Raw genomic sequence first — 16928 nt, 5'->3', positions numbered from 1 at the left:
TTGCAACAAATGTAGGAGCGAGCTTGCTCGCGATGCGCCGCGCGGGCGGCGCTCGATCTCAAGGTCGCTACAAATGCCTGATCAAAGCTTGATAAGCACCGACTTCAGCTCGGTGTAATGCTCGATCGCCGCCGCCCCCATCTCACGCCCCACCCCAGACATCTTGTACCCCCCAAACGGCAGCGCCGGGTCCAGCGCGCTGTGGCAGTTGACCCACACCGACCCCGACTTGATCCGCGGAATCATCCGATGCACCGCCGCCAAATCATTGGACCAGATGCTCGCCCCCAACCCATACGGATTGTCGTTGGCCATGCCGATCACTTCATCAAGGTCATCGAACGGCATCGCCACCAGCACCGGGCCGAAGATTTCTTCCTGCACCAGGCGATGGCGCTGGTCGACATCGACGATCACCGTCGGCTTGACGAAGTACCCCGGGCCAAACCCTTCGCCACCGCAGGCAATGGTCGCGCCCAGCTCGCGACCCAGCTCGATGTAGCCGGTAACCCGGTCCTGCTGCTTGGCCGAGATCAGCGGGCCCATCTGCACCGACGGATCCAGGCCGTTGCCCAGCTTCATGCCGTTGGCGATGCCGGCGATGTCCGCCACCACGTTGTCGAAGTGCTTGCGGTGTACGTACAGGCGCGAACCTGCGCAGCACACCTGGCCCTGGTTGAAGAAGATCGCCGTGGCGGCGCCGGCGGCGGCCTGCTGCAGGTCGGCGTCGGGCATGACGATGGTCGGTGACTTGCCGCCCAGCTCAAGGGTCACGCGGGTCATGTTGTCCATCGCCGCCTTGCCGATCAGCTTGCCCACTTCGGTGGAGCCGGTGAAGGTCAGCTTGTCCACCCCGGGGTGGCGGCTCAGTGCGGCGCCGGCGTTCAGGCCGGTGCCGGTGATGACGTTGAGCACGCCGGCCGGGTAGCCGGCTTCATCCACCAGTTCGGCGAGCTTGAGCACGGACAGCGGGGTTTCGTCGGCCGGCTTGAGCACCACGGTGCAGCCGGTGGCCAGGGCCGGGCCGAGCTTCCAGCAGGCCAGCAGCAGCGGGAAGTTCCAGGCGACGATGGCGCCCACCACGCCTACCGCTTCGCGGCGCACGAAACCATGGAACTGGTCGTTGGGCATCAACGGCATCGAGGCCTCGACGGTGCTACCCTCGATCTTGGTGGCCCAACCGGCCATATAGCGCAAGAAATCGATGGCCAGCTGCACGTCCATGACCTTGGCCACGGCAGCGCTCTTGCCATTGTTCAGGCACTCCAGCTCAGCCAGCTGCTGCGCATCGCGCTCCATCAGGTCGGCCAGGCGCCATAGCAGGTTCTGCCGCTCGCGCGGGCGCAGGCGGCTCCAGGGCGAATCGTCGAAGGCCTGGCGGGCGGCGCGCACGGCGCGGTCGACGTCTTCGGCCTCGGCGGCCGGGACTTCACCGAGGATTTCGCCGGTGGCCGGGTTGCGGAACGACAGGGTGCGACCGCTGGCGGCGTCCTGCCAGTCGGCGCCGATGCGCATCTTCAGCTTGCGCTCGAGGAAGGCGCGGGTGGCGGGCAGGATGGGCAGTTCGGAAAGCATGGGGCGGTGCCTCTTGTCATTGGATGTGGCGGGGGATGGCGCAATGGCCGTGCCAAGGTGGTGCAATGGGCGCAAAGGCCTGTGCTGCCTTGGGTTTGCCCGTGTGCAAGGGTGCGATTGCGTGGTTGCGCTGTTGCACTTTGAGACGGTGTGAGACGGTGGTGAAACAGTGTCTGTGAGGCCCTATCGCCGGCAAGCCGGCTCCCACAAGGTTCCCCACAGCCCTCAAGCCCTGTGGAGTGCCTGTGGGAGCCGGCTTGCCGGCGATGGCCTGCGCAGCAGGCCCTGTCTCAACCTGATACACCCTGTCGCGAAATGGCACGGTCCTACTCGGCCTCACCCCGCGCACAACGGCCTTCAAAACCCCTTAAGAGCCTGAAATACAACGAGTTCCAAGCATGTGGCACAGTTTCTGTATCACAACCGTCACATGCACACCTGCTGTACCAAAGCGTGCGAAAACGATAAGAACAACACCGTGGAGGTCTGACCTTGAAGACGACTCGACTCCGGCAGCATGCGGGCAAACTGGCGCTTGTCGCCGCCGCTCTGCTGGGCACCCAGGCCATGGCGGCCGAACAGGGCCCGAGCCTGTTGCAGAACAAGTGCATGGGGTGCCATATCCCCGAGGGCAACGATACCTACAGCCGCATCAGCCATCAGCGCAAGACGCCCGAGGGCTGGCTGATGAGCATCGCCCGCATGCAGGTGATGCACGGCCTGCAGATCAGCGACGACGACCGCCGCACCCTGGTCAAGTACCTGGCCGACAAGCAGGGCCTGGCGCCGAGCGAGACCGACGGCGTGCGCTACGCCATGGAGCGCCGCCTGAACACCGTCGAGCACTTCGACAGCATGCTCAGCGAAACCTGCGGCCGCTGCCACTCCGGGGCCCGCGTCGCCCTGCAGCGCCGCCCGGCGCAGGAATGGGAGCACCTGGTCAACTTCCACCTCGGCCAGTGGCCGTCCCTCGAATACCAGGCCCAGGCCCGCGACCGCGACTGGCTGAACATCGCCCTGACCCAGGTGGTGCCGGAGCTGGCCAAGCGCTTCCCGCTGGAAAGCCCGGCCTGGGCGGAATGGCAGAAGGCCAAGCCCAAGGCCGATGCCTTGCCGGGGCAGTGGGCCTTCAGCGGCCACATGCTCGCCAAAGGCGACGTGCGCGGCGTGATGACGGTCAGCCCCGACCAGGGCGACACCTTCAAGGTCGAGGTCAAAGGCACCTACGCCGACGGCACGCCGTTCAACGGCAGCGGCTCGGCGATCCTCTACAACGGCTATGAGTGGCGCGGCAACGTCAAGGTCGGCGAGGCCAATCTGCGCCAGGTCTTCGCGGCGCTCGATGGCGAGATGAAAGGCCGCATGTACGAGGCCGATCACGATGAGCGCGGGCTGGACTTCACCGCCGTGAAGGAAGGCAAGGCGCGCCTGCTGGCGGTGCAACCGGCGTTCATCAAGGCCGGTGGCGAAAGCGAGATCACCCTGGTGGGTACTGGCCTTGACGGCAAACCAGACCTGGGCGCGGGTGTCGAAGTGACCGAGGTGCTGGAGCAGACCCCGACCCTGGTGCGGGTCAAGGCGCGTGCCGCCGCCGATGCCAAGCCAGGCCAGCGTGAAATCGCGGTCGGGGCGTTGAAGGGCGTCAACCTGGCGGTCTACGACAAGGTCGAGGAGGTCAAGGTGGTGCCGGCCTTCTCCATTGCCCGTATCGGCGAGAACGGCGCTTCGGTGCCGAAAGTCCAGGGCCGTTTCGAGGCCGAAGCCTGGGGCAAGGACGCCAGCGGCCAGCCGCTGCGCATCGGCTACCTGCCGGCGACCTGGAAGGTCGAGCCGTTCAACGAGCGTGCGGTCGAGGACGAAGACGTCAAGTTCGCAGGCCAGATGCAGGCCGACGGCGTCTTCGTGCCAGGCGGCGCGGGGCCGAACCCGGCGCGCAAGATGATGACCAACAACGCCGGCAACCTGAAGGTTATCGCCACCCTGGCTGACGGCGGCCAGACGGGCGAGGGGCACATGATCGTCACCGTTCAGCGCTGGAACAACCCGCCCTTGCCATAAGGGCCGGTCACCAAGCGCACATCTAACGGATCGATTACTCGGAGGTCGCCATGGGCGCACTACTGAACCTGGTCGAGCGCAACCTGCACGAAGTGCAGGTCGACGCTGACCGCATGCTGTTCCATATCCCCAGCAGTTCGCTGTTCGCCACCGATGCGGTGACCGGCAGCATCATCGACACCCTGCGCCAGCAAGGCTGCAGCGCCGAGGAGCTGACCCAGCGCCTCGGCCAGCAGTTCGCCGGGCAGGACATCCAGGAAACCCTGCGCGAGCTGATCGCCCTGGAACTGGTCAGCGACGGCTCGCCGCTGACCCCGGAAATCGCCCTCAAGCAGGTCGAGCGCACCGCGCTGAACACTGTGGTGCTCAACGTCAACACCGGCTGCAACCTGAGCTGCACCTATTGCTACAAGGAAGACCTGGACAAGCCGTCGGCGGGCAAGAAGATGAGCACCGCCACCGCCGAAGCCTCGGTGGAGATGCTGCTCAAGGAGTCGCCCGACGAGCAGCGCTACAGCGTGGTGTTCTTCGGCGGCGAGCCGCTGTCCAACCGGCCGCTGATCGAGCACATGGTGGCCTACTGCGAGCGGCGTTTCGCCGAGGCGGGCAAGCAGGTGGAGTTCATCATGACCACCAATGCCACGCTGCTCACCGAAGAGATCGTCGACTGGCTCAACGCCCACCGCTTCGGCCTGTCGGTGAGCATCGACGGGCCCAAGACCGTGCACGACCGCAACCGCATCACCGTGGGCGGGCAGGGCACCTATGACGTGGTACGGCGCAAGGCCGACATGCTGCTGTCGCGCTACACCAGCCGCCCGGTCGGCGCGCGGGTGACCCTGACCCGCGGCATCACCGATGTCGAGACCATCTGGAACCACCTGTTCAACGAGATGGGCTTCGCCGAAGTCGGCTTCGCCCCGGTCACCTCCGGCGACATGTCCGACTTCAACCTCACCGGCGAAGAACTGGTCGAGGTGTTCGCCAACATGAAGGCGCTGGGTCGGCGCTACCTGGAAGCGGCGCTGGAGCACCGCAACATCGGTTTCTCCAACCTGCACCAGCTGATCACCGACATCCACGAGGGCCACAAGAAGGCCCTGCCGTGCGGCGCCGGGCTGAAGATGCTGGCCGTGGACCACGAGGGCGAGCTGAACCTGTGCCACCGCTTCACCGGTTCCAGCCTGCCGACCTTCGGCAACGTGCACCAGGGCGTCAAGCAGGCGCAGCTCAACGACTTCCTGTCCCAGCGCCTGGACCGCAGCAACACCGGTTGCGAGAGCTGCCGGATCCGCAACCTGTGCTCCGGTGGCTGCTACCACGAAAGCTACGCGCGCTACGGCGACCCGCAGCACCCGACCTACCACTATTGCGAGCTGATGCGCGACTGGGTCGACTTCGGCATCGAGGTCTACAGCCGCATCATGGCCGCCAACCCGGCCTTCATCGATCGCTACATCACTCCGCGGAAGGCGCACTGACATGAAGCACTTGAAGCCCCTCAACAACAAGGCGCGCATCCTTGAGCAGGCCGCCGCCGAAGACCGCGTCGAAGAAGTCATGGCCATGAGCGCCGTCGCCGGCTGCACTGCCACCACCGACCCGGGTTGGGAAGTGGACGCCTTTGGCGGCGTGAGCTCGCTGTGCCAGCCGATGGAGGCCGACCTGTATGGCTGCTCCGACCCTTGCTGGTGGCCGGCCCAGGTGCCGGACATGATGAGCACCTACCAGGACTGGAACGCCCAGGCGACCAACTCCCAGGACGACTGGCGCAACCTCGGCACCGTGTTCCCGAAAGACAAGTGACCGGCCCGACAAGAATGACAAGGGGAAACCGCATGAATGCTGGACGCTGCGCGCAACTCGCGCTCACCATCGCCGCCACGGCCTGCGCCTGGGCGGTGCAGGCCGATGACACAGGCAAGGCCCTGAAGGCCGGCCAGGAATACCTGGTCACCACCAACTACCCGAACAACCTGCACCTGATCGACGTGGCCAGCGACACGCTCTACAAGAGCTGCAAGCTGCCCGGCAGCTTCGGCCCCGGCACCGCGATGATCGCGCCGGACAAGCACACGGCCTACGTGCTCAACAACCACTATGCCGACATCTACGGCATCGACCTGGACACCTGCAAGACCACCTTCCACGCCGACCTGTCGAGCGTGCCCGGTGAAGTCGGCAAGTCGATGTACTCGTTCGCCATCAGCCCGGACGGCAAGGAGATCTACGCCACGGTCAACCCGACCCAGCGCCTGAACGATCACTACGTGGTCAAGCCGCCACGCCTGGAGGTGTTCAGCACCGCCGACGGTGTCAACGCCAAGCCGGTGCGCACCTTCCCGATGCCGCGCCAGGTGTACCTGATGCGCGCCGCCGACGACGGCAGCCTGTTCATCGCCGGGCCCGACCTGTACAAGATGGACGTCAAGACCGGCAAGTACGAGGTGGCGTTGCCGCTGCGCAACTGGAACCGCAAGGGCTACAGCGCGCCGGACGTGCTGTATTTCTGGCCGCACCAGAGCCCGCGCCACGAGTTCTCGATGCTCTACACCATCGCCAAGTTCAAGGACGAAAAGCAGGACCCGAACACGGCCGAGCTGCTGTATGGCTATCTGAGCGTCGACCTCAAGACCGGCAAGCCCCACACCCAGGAGTTCGCCGACCTGACCGAGCTGTACTTCACCGGCCTGCGCTCGCCGAAGGATTCGAACCAGATCTACGGGGTGCTCAACCGCCTGGCGCGGTATGACATCAAGCAGCGCAAGCTGATCAAGGCCGCCAATCTGGACCACACTTACTACTGTGTGGCCTTCGACACCAAGGGCGACAAGCTGTACCTGGGCGGCACCTTCAATGACCTGGCGGTGTTCGATCCGGAAACGCTGGAGAAGGTGAAGAACATCAAGCTGCCGGGTGGTGACATGTCGACCACTACGCCGCAGGTGTTTATCCGGTAATCCGGTGTCGCCCCCTTCGCGGGACAAGCCCGCTCCCACAGAGAATTGTAAAGGTCCTGTGGGAGCGGGCTTGTCCCGCGAAAGGGCCAGTGAAGCCAATACAAGAACAACAAAGGGAGCGCCCATGACCCAGCCCAGCTACACCCAGGGCAACCAGGACAAAGCCCTGCTCGACCAATGCATCGGCGACGCCTTCGACGCCACCGTCGCCCGCTTCCCCGACCGCGAAGCCCTGGTGGTGCGCCACCAGGCCCTGCGCTACACCTGGCGGCAACTGGCCGACGCCGTCGACCAGCACGCCCGCGCCCTCATGGCCCTGGGCGTGCAACCTGGCGACCGCCTAGGCATCTGGGCGCCCAACTGTGCCGAGTGGTGCATCACCCAGTTCGCCAGTGCCAAGGTCGGCGCGATCCTGGTCAACATCAACCCGGCCTACCGCGCCAGTGAACTGGACTACGCCCTCGGCCAGTCCGGTTGCCGCTGGGTGATCTGCGCCGATGCCTTCAAGACCTCCGACTACCACGCCATGCTGCTGAGCCTGATCCCGGGCCTGGCGCAGGGGCAGCCTGGCGCGTTGATCTGCGCGCGCTTCCCCGAGCTGCGCGGGGTGGTCAGCCTGGCCGTTGCGCCGCCGTCGGGCTTTCTCGCCTGGCATGACCTGCAGGCGCGCGCCGAAGCGGTCAGCCACCAGGCCTTGGCCGAACGCCAGGGGCAATTGCGCTGCAGCGACCCGATCAACATCCAGTACACCTCCGGCACCACGGGTTTCCCCAAGGGCGCCACGCTCAGCCACAGCAATATCCTCAACAACGGCTACATGGTCGGTGAAAGCCTCGGCCTGACCGAGCACGACCGCCTGGTAGTGCCGGTGCCGCTGTACCACTGTTTCGGCATGGTCATGGCCAACCTGGGCTGCATGACCCACGGCAGCACCCTGATCTACCCCAACGATGCCTTCGACGCGCTGGCTACCCTGCGTGCCGTGGCCGAAGAAAAAGCCACGGCGCTGTACGGCGTGCCGACCATGTTCATCGCCGAACTGGACCACCCGCAACGCCGCGACTTCGACCTGTCGAGCCTGCGCACCGGGATCATGGCCGGTGCTACCTGCCCGATCGAAGTGATGCGCCGGGTGATCGACGAGATGCACATGGCCGAGGTGCAGATCGCCTACGGCATGACCGAGACCAGCCCGGTGTCGCTGCAGACCGGGGCCAACGATGATCTGGAGCGCCGCGTGACCAGCGTCGGCCGTACCCAGCCACGGCTGGAGAACAAGGTGGTCGATGGCGATGGCAATACCGTGCCGTGCGGCGAGATAGGCGAGCTTTGCACGCGGGGTTACAGCGTGATGCTGGGTTACTGGAACAACCCCAAGGCGACGGCCCAGAGCATCGACGCCGAAGGCTGGATGCACACCGGTGACCTGGCGGTGATGGATGAGCAGGGGTATGTGCGCATTGTCGGGCGCAGCAAGGACATGATCATTCGCGGTGGCGAGAACATCTACCCGCGTGAGTTGGAGGAGTTTTTCTTCACCCATCCGGCGGTGGCCGACGTGCAGGTGATCGGGGTGCCGTGCAGCAGGTACGGTGAGGAGATCGTGGCCTGGGTGCGCCTGCATCCGGGGCATGTGGCCAGCGAGGACGAGCTGCGCGAGTGGGCGAGGGCGCGGATCGCGCATTTCAAGGTGCCCAGGTACTTCCGCTTTGTCGATGAGTTCCCGATGACGGTGACGGGCAAGGTGCAGAAGTTCAGGATGCGCGAGATCAGTATCGAGGAGTTGTCTGGCAGTTGATGGGTCGGATTTGATGGCCCTATCGCCGGCAAGCCGGCTCCCACAGGTACAGCACCCTCTTCAAGGCTGTGGTGAAACCTGTGGGAGCCGGCTTGCCGGCGATAGGGCCCTCAGCCCTGCAACAAGTCCGGGCTATTGAAGTTGCTCAACCGAGCATCCCCTTCGGCACACTCCAGCCCCTGCACCGCCTCGACCAGCAAGGCCTTCTGCAAACTCCGCTCACCCGCCGCCCAGGCCTGCTCCAGCCCCGGCAGCAGCCGGCGCGGCAAAACACTGAACATCGGCTGCCAATACCCCCCCTGACGCACCATGGCCGCACTGTCATTGGCAACCGCCAACTTCAGCAAATCCTCGATCAACCCCCGGTCAACCAACGGCGCATCACAAGCCAGCACCACCACCCACTGATGCCGCGCCGCCGCCAACCCAGCAATCACGCCGGCCAAGGGCCCGGGGAAGTCCGCTTCGGCATCGCCCACCAGTTGATCGGCAAATGGGCGATAGAGGTCCTGGTTACGGTTGCACGAGATCACCACATCGTCGCTGAGTGGCCGCACGATGCGCTGCACATGCGCCACCAGCGCCTCGCCGCGCCATTGCACCAGGCCTTTGTCACGGCCGCCCATGCGCTGGCCACGGCCACCGGCAAGAATGAGGATGGAGCAGGGGGGGAGTGTGTCAGTCATGAAAAAGGGTTCCGGACGCCAATGCCCGGAACCCTCTCATTCAACGCGATGCTTGTCCAGTCAGGCTTGGCGGGTTTCTGCCTCATCGGCAGGGGCAGCTTTTCGCCCGGCCACACGCATCACCACGACGAAGAACACCGGTACGAACACCACCGCCAGGGTGGCGCTGAGCATCCCGCCGATCACCCCGGTGCCGATCGCCTGCTGGCTCGCCGAGCTGGCGCCGGTGGCGATGGCCAGGGGCACCACGCCGAGGATGAATGCCAGCGAGGTCATGACGATCGGCCGCAGCCGCAGGCGGGCGGCCTGTACGGCGGCGTCCACGGCGTCCACGCCCTGGTCCACCAGGCTCTTGGCGAACTCGATGATGAGGATAGCGTTCTTCGCCGAGAGGCCGATCAGGGTGATCAGGCCCACCTTGAAGAACACGTCGTTGGGCATGCCGCGCAGGGTCACCGCCAGCACCGCGCCGAGCACGCCGAGCGGGACCACCAGCAGCACGGCGGTGGGGATCGACCAGCTTTCGTACAGCGCCGCCAGGCACAGGAACACCACCAGCAGCGACAGGGCCAGCAGCAGCGGTGCCTGGCTACCGGACAGGCGCTCCTGCAGCGACAGGCCGGTCCACTCAAGGCCCGCTCCGGCCGGCAACTGCGCGACCAGGCGTTCGACTTCGGCCATGGCTTCGCCGGAGCTGTAGCCGGCTGCCGGCTCGCCGGAAATCGACACCGCCGGGTAGCCGTTGTAGCGGGTCAGCTGCACCGGGCCGCTGACCCAGCGGGCCTGGACGAAGGCCCCCAGCGGCACCATCTTGCCGCTGCTGTTGCGCACGTGGATCTTCAACAGGTCCTCGACCTGGCTGCGCTGGTCGCCTTCGGCCTGCACCACCACCCGCTGCATGCGGCCCTGGTTGGGGAAGTCGTTGACGTAGTTGGAACCCACGGCGGTGTCCAGCACCGCGCCGATGTCGGCGAACGACACCCCCAGGGCGTTGGCTTGGCGGCGGTCGATCTCCAGTTGCACCTGCGGGCTTTCGGCCAGCGAGGCTTCGCGCACGTTGACCAGTACCTTGCTCTTGCGGGCACCTTCCAGCAGTTCGTCACGCGCCGCCATGAGCTCGGCATGGCCCATGCCGCCACGGTCCTGCAGGCGGAACTCGAAACCGGTGGACTCGCCCAGGCCGTCGATCGACGGTGGCAGCACCGAGAACGCGACCGCGTCGCGTATCCGGGAGAATGCGGCGCTGGCCCGGTCGGCAATCGACTGGGCGCTGTCGTCGGCGCCGCGTTCGGACCAGTCCTTCAGGGTGGTGAAGGTCAGTGCCGCGTTCTGACCGCTGCCGGAGAAGCTGAAGCCGAGAATCACCGTGGTGTTGCCAACGCCCGGCTCTTCGGCGTTGTGCGCTTCGATCTGCGCGGCCACCTGCTCGGTCCGCATGCGGCTGGCACCCGGCGGCAGCTGGATGTCGGTGATGGTGTAGCCTTGGTCCTCGGTCGGCAGGAACGCCGTGGGCAACTGGCTGAAGCCATAGCCGAGCACCACCAGCAGCACGCCATACACCAGCAGGTAGCGCCCGCTGCGTTTCAGTGCCTGGACGACCCAGCGCTCGTAGCCGTTGCTCATGGCATCGAAGCGGCGGTTGAACCAGCCGAAGAAGCCTTTGCGTTCGTGGTGCTCGCCCTTGGCCAGGGGCTTGAGCAGCGTGGCGCACAGGGCCGGGGTGAGGCTCAGGGCGAGGAACGCCGAGAACAGGATCGACACCGCCATCGACAGCGAGAACTGCTGGTAGATGACGCCCACCGACCCCTTCATGAAGGCCATCGGCAGGAACACGGCCACCAGCACCAGGGTAATGCCGACGATGGCGCCGCTGATCTGGCCCATGGCCTTGCGCGTGGCCTCCTTGGGCGGCAGGCCTTCCTCGGCCATGATCCGCTCGACGTTCTCCACCACCACGATGGCGTCGTCCACCAGGATGCCGATGGCCAGCACCATGCCGAACAGGGTCAGCACGTTGACCGAGAAGCCCAGCGCCAGCATCACCGCGAAAGTGCCCATCAGCGCCACCGGCACCACCAGGGTCGGGATCAGGGTGTAGCGCAGGTTCTGCAGGAACAGGAACATCACCGCGAACACCAGCAGCATCGCCTCGAACAGGGTGTTGATCACCTGCTGGATCGACACTTTGACGAACGGCGAGGTGTCATAGGGGATGTCGTACTTGACCCCGTCGGGGAAGTAGCGCGCCAGCTCCTTCATCTTCGCCCGTACCAGCGTGGCGGTTTCCATGGCGTTGGCGCCCGGCGCCAGCTGCACGCTGAAGGCGCTGGCCGGCTTGCCGTTCAGGCGCGTGCCGTACTGGTATTCCTGGGCGCCGATTTCGACCCGGGCGACATCGCCAATGGTCACCGTGGAGCCGTCGGGATTGGCGCGCAGGACAATCGCCGCAAACTCGTCGGGCGTGCTCAGCTGGCCCTTGACCACCACGTTGGCGGTGATTTCCTGGGTACCGCGGGCAGGCAGGTCGCCGATGCTGCCAGGGGCGACCTGGGCGTTCTGCGCGGCGATGGCGACCGCCACGTCGTTGGGCGTGAGGTTGAAACCGACCAGCTTGGCCGGGTCGATCCAGATCCGCATGGCGCGCTCGGCACCGTACAACTGGGCCTTGCCGACACCTTTGAGGCGACGGATTTCGTTCATCACGTTGCGCGCCAGGATGTCGGACAGCGCGGTTTCATCGAGGCTGCCATCCACCGAGGTGAGGGTACCCAGCAGCAGGAAGCCGGTGGACACCTTTTCCACCTGCAGGCCCTGCTGGGTGACCGGACGCGGCAGGCGCGACTCGACCACCTTGAGGCGGTTCTGCACGTCGACCTGGGCCAGGTCCGGGTGGGTGCCGGGCTCGAAGGTGGCGGTGATGGTGGCGCTACCCAAGCTGCTCTGCGACTCGAAGTACAGCAGGTTGTCGGCGCCGTTGAGCTCCTGCTCGATCAGGCTGACCACGCTCTCGTCCATGGTCGCCGCCGAGGCGCCCGGGTACACGGCATGGATTTCCACCTGCGGCGGCGCCACGTTGGGGTATTGGGCCACCGGCAACTGCGGGATGGCCAGCGCGCCGGCCAGCAGGATGAACAGTGCGACCACCCAGGCGAACACCGGGCGGTCGATGAAGAATTGCGGCATGGGTCAGGCCCTCACTGGCCGTTGTGCTGGGCGATGGGCTGGCTGCCCGGGGTCGCGTCGACCTGGACCTGGTCTCCGGCCTTCACGTGCTGCAGGCCTTCGACCACCACGCGCTCGCCGGCGGTCAGGCCTTCGCTGACCACCCAGCGGTCGCCCTGGGCGCTGCCCAGCAGTACCTGGCGTTCGCCGATGCGCGCCTGGGCGTCGACCACCAGCACTTTCGGCACCCCGGCGCTGTCGCGCAGGATGGCCCGCTGCGGCACGCTGATGCCCTTGGGCTGCAACGCCTGCTGCAGGCGTACGCGTACGTAGCTGCCAGGCAGCAGGTCGAGGTCGGGGTTGGGGAACTCGCTGCGCAGGGTGATCTGGTTGGTGCTCGGGTCGACGCTGATGTCGGAGAACAGCAGCTTGCCGGGCAGCGGGTAGGCACTGCCGTCATCCTGGATCAGCGTGGCGCGTGCCTCGCGGGCACCCACCTGCTGCAGTTCACCGGCGCGCAAGGCGCGGCGCAGGGCATTGAGCTCGCGGGTCGACTGGGTGACGTCGGCGTGGATCGGGTCCAGTTGCTGGATGGTGGCCAGCGGCGTGGTCTCGTTCTGTCCCACCAGCGCGCCTTCGGTGACCAGGGCGCGGCCGATGCGCCCGGAAATCGGCGCGGTGACCGTTGCATAGCCGAGGTTCAGGCGTGCCCGTTCCAGGGCTGCCTTGGCTTCGGCGACCACGGCATCGGCCTGCAGGAAGGCGGCGCGGGCGTTGTCGTACTCCTGGCGGCTGACCGCCTTGTCGTCCACCAGCTCGCGGTAGCGCTGCTCTTGCAGGCGCGCCTGGTACAGGTTGGCCTGGGCCTTGGCCAGGGTGGCGCGGGCACTGTCGTGGTCGGCCTTGAAGGGCGCCGGGTCGATGAGGAACAGCACATCGCCCTGCTTGACGTCGCTGCCCTCACGGTAGACCCGCTTGAGCACGACCCCGGCGACGCGGGCGCGGACTTCGGCGGTGCGAGGGGCGAGGATGCGCCCGCTCAGCTCGGTGGTGATGGCCAGGGGCTGCAGTTGCAGGGTTTCTACCCGAACCTGGGGCATGGGGGCTTGCTCGGCCTGTTCGGCGCTGTCGTTGCAGCCGGCCAGGGACACGGCCAGCAGCGCCACGAGTGCCACGGGGCGCAGGTGAGGGGGGAGGATGATAGGCATACGGATCTTCCGATGATGATGGCTGTATGCTACGGCAGTCGTTCCCTGGGTGCCTGTTAACAGCTGTAGGGCGTGTGTGAAAAAGTGTGACGAATAATCCTTCCGGCTTGTAGGATTCTATATTCTGCTGGCTGATATCGGTGCTGGTCCTTTCGCGGGACAAGCCCGCTCCCACGGGGGCCAGTGCGGTCCTCTCCAAATTCTGTCAAGCGCCTATGCCAAACATTCTCCTGGTCGAAGACGACAGCGCCCTGTCCGAACTGATCGCCAGCTACCTGCAACGCAACGGTTTCCATGTGCAGGTGATCGCCCGCGGCGACCACGTGCTGGACAGCTTCCACCGCGACAAACCCGACCTGGTGATCCTCGACCTGATGCTCCCGGGCCTCGACGGCCTGCAGGTGTGCCGCCTGCTGCGCCAGGCCTCGCAAAGCGTGCCGATCCTGATGCTGACCGCCCGCGACGACAGCCACGACCAGGTGCTGGGCCTGGAAATGGGTGCCGACGACTACGTCACCAAACCCTGCGAGCCGCGGGTGCTGCTGGCGCGTGTGCGCACCCTGCTGCGCCGCAGCAGCGTCAATGAGCCGCGCCTGGACAACGAACACATCCAGGTGGGCGGCCTGCACATCGACCTGGCCGAGCGCCTGGTCAGTTGGCGCGGCGAAGAGGTGGAGTTGTCCAGTGGTGAATACAACCTGTTGGTGGTGCTGGCGCGCAATGCCGGCGAAGTGCTCAGCCGCGACCGCATTCTCCAGCAACTGCGGGGTATCGAGTTCAATGGCACCGACCGTTCGGTCGACGTGGCCATTTCCAAGCTGCGCCGCAAGTTCGACGACAGCGCCGGCGAAGCCCGCAAGATCAAGACCGTGTGGGGCAAGGGCTACTTGTTCAGCCGCGTCGAGTGGGAGTGCTGAGGGGGTGCTGAAGATCCTGGTGCGCCTGTACCTGGTGATCATCGTCGCTTATGCCGGCGCGCTGCTGTTGATCCCCGACGCCATCGTCGGCCTGTTTCACGAGCGCTTCATGGCCTACAACCTGGACCAGGCCAAGGGCGTGCAGTCGCTGATCGTTCGCCAGTTCCGCCAGGCGCCCCGCGAGCAATGGCCCGCGGTGGAAGAGGAGCTGGCGCAGGCGTTCGCGCCGTTACAGGTCAGCCTGTTGCGCAGCGACCAGGCCGATTTGAGTGCGCCTGAGCTAGCGCGTGTGGAACATGGCCTGTACGTGGTGCGCATTGGCGACTGGGGTTACTACCGGACGGTGCTGGCACCGCTGGACAAGGACTGGCTGGTGAGCCTGCATTCACCGCCCGACCCGCTGGACATCAATGTCCTGTCCTGGGGCGTCACCGTGCTGATCGTCGCCGCCATGCTCGGCTGCCTGTTGCTGTGGGTTTGGCCGCACTGGCGGGACCTGGAGCGCCTCAAGGAAACCGCCCGGCGCCTGGGCCAGGGGCAGATGGCCGAGCGCACGCACATTTCGCCGCACTCGAACATCGGCGAGCTGGCAGGGGTATTCGACACCATGGCCAGCGACCTGGAGCGCCACGTCAACCAGCAGCGCGAGTTGCTCAACGCGGTGTCCCACGAACTGCGCACACCGCTCACCCGCCTGGATTTCGGCCTGGTGTTGCTGTTCGACGAAGTGCCACCGGCCAGCCGCAAGCGCCTGCTGGAGTTGGTGGGGCATGTGCGCGAGCTGGACGAACTGGTGCTCGAATTGCTGTCCTACAGCCGGCTGTACAACGCCGACCAGGCCCGTGAGCGGGTCGAGGTATCGTTGCTGGAGCTGGTCGACAGTGTGCTCGGTGGTTTCGCTGAAGAGCTCGATGCGCGGGGTATTCGCTGGGAGGTTCAAGCGGACGACACCCTGCCACGCTTCGTGCTCGACCCGCGCCTGACGGCCCGGGCGGTGCAGAACCTGGTGCGCAATGCCATGCGCTACTGCGATGAGAGCTTGCTGTTGCGCCTGCGCCTGGAAGAGGACGGCGCCTGCCTGTTGACGGTCGAGGATGACGGTATCGGGATTCCGGTGGAGGAGCGGGAGCGGATCTTCCAACCGTTCTACCGTCTGGACCGTAGCCGTGATCGCAACACCGGTGGGTTCGGTCTGGGCCTGGCGATCAGCCGGCGGGCGATCGAGGGGCAGGGCGGGACACTGACCGTGGCGCAGTCGGCGCTGGGTGGGGCGCAGTTCAGGATTCGATTGCCTGCGGGTGGGTAGGCAGGTCCGGCCCTTTCGCGGGACAAGCCCGCTCCCACAGGTACTCCACTGTTCTCAAGTACTGAGAGGATCCTGTGGGAGCGGGCTTGTCCCGCGAAAGGGCCTGGCCTGCTAAGCGCTGTCGGCCAGACGGCTGGTCCACAACACAAAGCGGTCCTTGCCACTGTGCTTGGCCTCGTACAACGCCTGATCGGCCTTCACCAGCGCCATGGTCAGGGTGTCTGCGCTGTCTACCTGGGCCAGCCCGATGCTGATGGTCACCGGATGTTCGGAAATGTCTTCCCGTACCCGCGTGCACAAGGCCGTTACCTGCCGCTCTGCCCCTGCCTGGTCCAGGCCCTTGAAGAAGATCACGAACTCCTCGCCGCCGAGCCGGGCGAACTCGTAGCCGCCCATGGATGCCTTGATATGCACGGCCACGCGCTTGAGCACTTCATCGCCAATGTCATGGCCAAAACGGTCGTTGACCTTCTTGAAGTTGTCGATGTCGATCATCGCCAGGTATTGCCCGGCCGGGGCGTCCTGCAGCTGGCGCTCGGCCTTGGCCATGAACGAGCGGCGATTGGGGATCTCGGTCAGCACGTCGACATACGCCTGGTCCAGCAGCACCTTGGACATGTAGAAGTTGTACAGCTTGGCCTGGCGGATGCGCAGGTAGCTGTAGATCACCAGGCCGCTGAGGAACACCGCATAGCTGAGCAGCATGGCGGCTTCGAGGTCGTCCAGGTTGATGTTGGTGCTGAAGAACGGGTTGAGCATGGCCCAGGTAATGGCCATGGCACAGAAGAACGACCAGCGCCGCACCGGCAGTACCGACACGCTGTACAGCACGGTTGATGTGCCCAGTACCAGCCAGAGCGGGCGCAGGGCAATCGGGATGCCTTCGATGAGCAGGCGCATGCCCAAGGTGATGACGGCGACGAACAGCAGGTTGAGGACGTCGAAGTGGTGGGACTTGCGGGTGAAGCCCAGGATCACCGTGAGGCAGCACATCGTTGCCATGAACGCGCCTGACAGCCAGGTGAAACCCTGGCCGCCGAGGTAGCTGACGATAAGGTCGAACACCAGCCAGATGGTGATGCTGACGCAGAAGATCAGTTGGCAGAAACGCCGTGAGTTTTCGAACTCGTGCTGGCGGAATTCTGAACGCAGCGCGGCAGGGGCGACCTGTTCGCGCACATGTTGCTCGATGGTCCTGAGCATCGGTGGGTTCCTTGTGAAAACTGCTTTTGCCTGCCTTGGCCCTATCGCCGGCAAG

The 16928-nt window shown here is 65.5% G+C and carries 12 protein-coding genes; 7 read left to right on the top strand and 5 right to left on the bottom strand.

The window, feature by feature from the left end; genetic code table 11:
* Positions 1-81: 81 nt before the first annotated feature.
* Entirely contained in the window at positions 82-1575 is a 1494-nt protein-coding gene (locus tag PMI38_RS05910) for an aldehyde dehydrogenase family protein (protein ID WP_008091713.1), read from the bottom strand.
* A 492-nt stretch (positions 1576-2067) separates the two neighbouring features.
* Here PMI38_RS05910 and peaA point away from each other — a divergent pair, with 492 nt between their 5' ends.
* The 5 genes from peaA (at position 2068) to PMI38_RS05885 (ending at position 8391) form a co-directional block, all read left to right on the top strand.
* Complete coding sequence (gene peaA, locus PMI38_RS05905) at positions 2068-3633, top strand: quinohemoprotein amine dehydrogenase subunit alpha (protein WP_008091712.1); 1566 nt, start codon at positions 2068-2070, stop codon at positions 3631-3633.
* Positions 3634-3683: 50 nt separating this feature from the next.
* On the top strand, positions 3684-5114 hold the full coding sequence (gene peaB, locus PMI38_RS05900; protein ID WP_008091710.1) for a quinohemoprotein amine dehydrogenase maturation protein: 1431 nt from the start codon (positions 3684-3686) through the stop codon (positions 5112-5114).
* A 1-nt stretch (position 5115) separates the two neighbouring features.
* A complete protein-coding gene (gene qhpC, locus PMI38_RS05895; RefSeq protein WP_008091708.1) occupies positions 5116-5439 on the top strand; it encodes a quinohemoprotein amine dehydrogenase subunit gamma in 324 nt (107 codons plus the stop codon).
* Positions 5440-5471: 32 nt separating this feature from the next.
* Entirely contained in the window at positions 5472-6593 is a 1122-nt protein-coding gene (gene peaD / locus PMI38_RS05890) for a quinohemoprotein amine dehydrogenase subunit beta (protein ID WP_008091702.1), read from the top strand.
* Positions 6594-6717: 124 nt separating this feature from the next.
* Entirely contained in the window at positions 6718-8391 is a 1674-nt protein-coding gene (locus PMI38_RS05885; protein WP_008091700.1) for a fatty acid CoA ligase family protein, read from the top strand.
* A 110-nt stretch (positions 8392-8501) separates the two neighbouring features.
* Here PMI38_RS05885 and mobA read toward each other — a convergent pair whose 3' ends face one another.
* Genes mobA through PMI38_RS05870 form a run of 3 tightly spaced genes read right to left on the bottom strand, consistent with a single transcriptional unit; the run spans position 8502 to position 13447 of the window.
* On the bottom strand, positions 8502-9077 hold the full coding sequence (mobA, locus tag PMI38_RS05880; RefSeq protein ID WP_008091698.1) for a molybdenum cofactor guanylyltransferase MobA: 576 nt from the start codon (positions 9075-9077) through the stop codon (positions 8502-8504).
* A gap of 60 nt (positions 9078-9137) precedes the next feature.
* Entirely contained in the window at positions 9138-12260 is a 3123-nt protein-coding gene (locus tag PMI38_RS05875; RefSeq protein WP_008091696.1) for an efflux RND transporter permease subunit, read from the bottom strand.
* 11 nt (positions 12261-12271) lie between these two features.
* Positions 12272-13447, bottom strand: coding sequence for an efflux RND transporter periplasmic adaptor subunit (locus PMI38_RS05870; RefSeq protein ID WP_008091693.1), 1176 nt, complete (start codon positions 13445-13447; stop codon positions 12272-12274).
* A gap of 215 nt (positions 13448-13662) precedes the next feature.
* On the opposite strand from PMI38_RS05870, the gene PMI38_RS05865 reads away from it, so the two are divergent.
* Positions 13663-14364 carry a response regulator transcription factor gene (locus PMI38_RS05865; RefSeq protein ID WP_008091692.1) on the top strand — a complete coding sequence of 234 codons (702 nt, stop codon included), beginning with the start codon at positions 13663-13665 and terminating at the stop codon, positions 14362-14364.
* Positions 14365-14368: 4 nt separating this feature from the next.
* The gene (locus tag PMI38_RS05860; protein ID WP_008091690.1) at positions 14369-15670 is read left to right on the top strand and encodes an ATP-binding protein; all 1302 of its coding nucleotides are present in this window, start codon (positions 14369-14371) and stop codon (positions 15668-15670) included.
* Positions 15671-15781: 111 nt separating this feature from the next.
* On the opposite strand, the gene PMI38_RS05855 is transcribed toward PMI38_RS05860, so the two are convergent.
* Positions 15782-16873 (bottom strand): GGDEF domain-containing protein, encoded by a 1092-nt coding sequence (locus PMI38_RS05855; RefSeq protein ID WP_008091688.1) that lies wholly within the window; start codon positions 16871-16873, stop codon positions 15782-15784.
* Positions 16874-16928: the final 55 nt, after the last annotated feature.

The organism is Pseudomonas sp. GM84 (assembly GCF_000282535.1).
Lineage (GTDB): Bacteria > Pseudomonadota > Gammaproteobacteria > Pseudomonadales > Pseudomonadaceae > Aquipseudomonas.
Note: the sequence above shows the minus strand (reverse complement) of the source record. Positions and strands in the feature narration are given on the sequence as shown.

What these genes read in the sequence shown, in the direction of transcription:
- qhpC (WP_008091708.1), top strand. Translation starts at nt 5,116, where the DNA reads ATGAAGCACTTGAAGCCCCTCAACAACAAGGCGCGCATCCTTGAGCAG.
- peaB (WP_008091710.1), top strand. Translation starts at nt 3,684, where the DNA reads ATGGGCGCACTACTGAACCTGGTCGAGCGCAACCTGCACGAAGTGCAG.
- PMI38_RS05855 (WP_008091688.1), bottom strand. Translation starts at nt 16,873, where the DNA reads ATGCTCAGGACCATCGAGCAACATGTGCGCGAACAGGTCGCCCCTGCC.
- PMI38_RS05910 (WP_008091713.1), bottom strand. Translation starts at nt 1,575, where the DNA reads ATGCTTTCCGAACTGCCCATCCTGCCCGCCACCCGCGCCTTCCTCGAG.
- mobA (WP_008091698.1), bottom strand. Translation starts at nt 9,077, where the DNA reads ATGACTGACACACTCCCCCCCTGCTCCATCCTCATTCTTGCCGGTGGC.
- PMI38_RS05875 (WP_008091696.1), bottom strand. Translation starts at nt 12,260, where the DNA reads ATGCCGCAATTCTTCATCGACCGCCCGGTGTTCGCCTGGGTGGTCGCA.
- PMI38_RS05865 (WP_008091692.1), top strand. Translation starts at nt 13,663, where the DNA reads ATGCCAAACATTCTCCTGGTCGAAGACGACAGCGCCCTGTCCGAACTG.
- PMI38_RS05870 (WP_008091693.1), bottom strand. Translation starts at nt 13,447, where the DNA reads ATGCCTATCATCCTCCCCCCTCACCTGCGCCCCGTGGCACTCGTGGCG.
- PMI38_RS05885 (WP_008091700.1), top strand. Translation starts at nt 6,718, where the DNA reads ATGACCCAGCCCAGCTACACCCAGGGCAACCAGGACAAAGCCCTGCTC.
- peaD (WP_008091702.1), top strand. Translation starts at nt 5,472, where the DNA reads ATGAATGCTGGACGCTGCGCGCAACTCGCGCTCACCATCGCCGCCACG.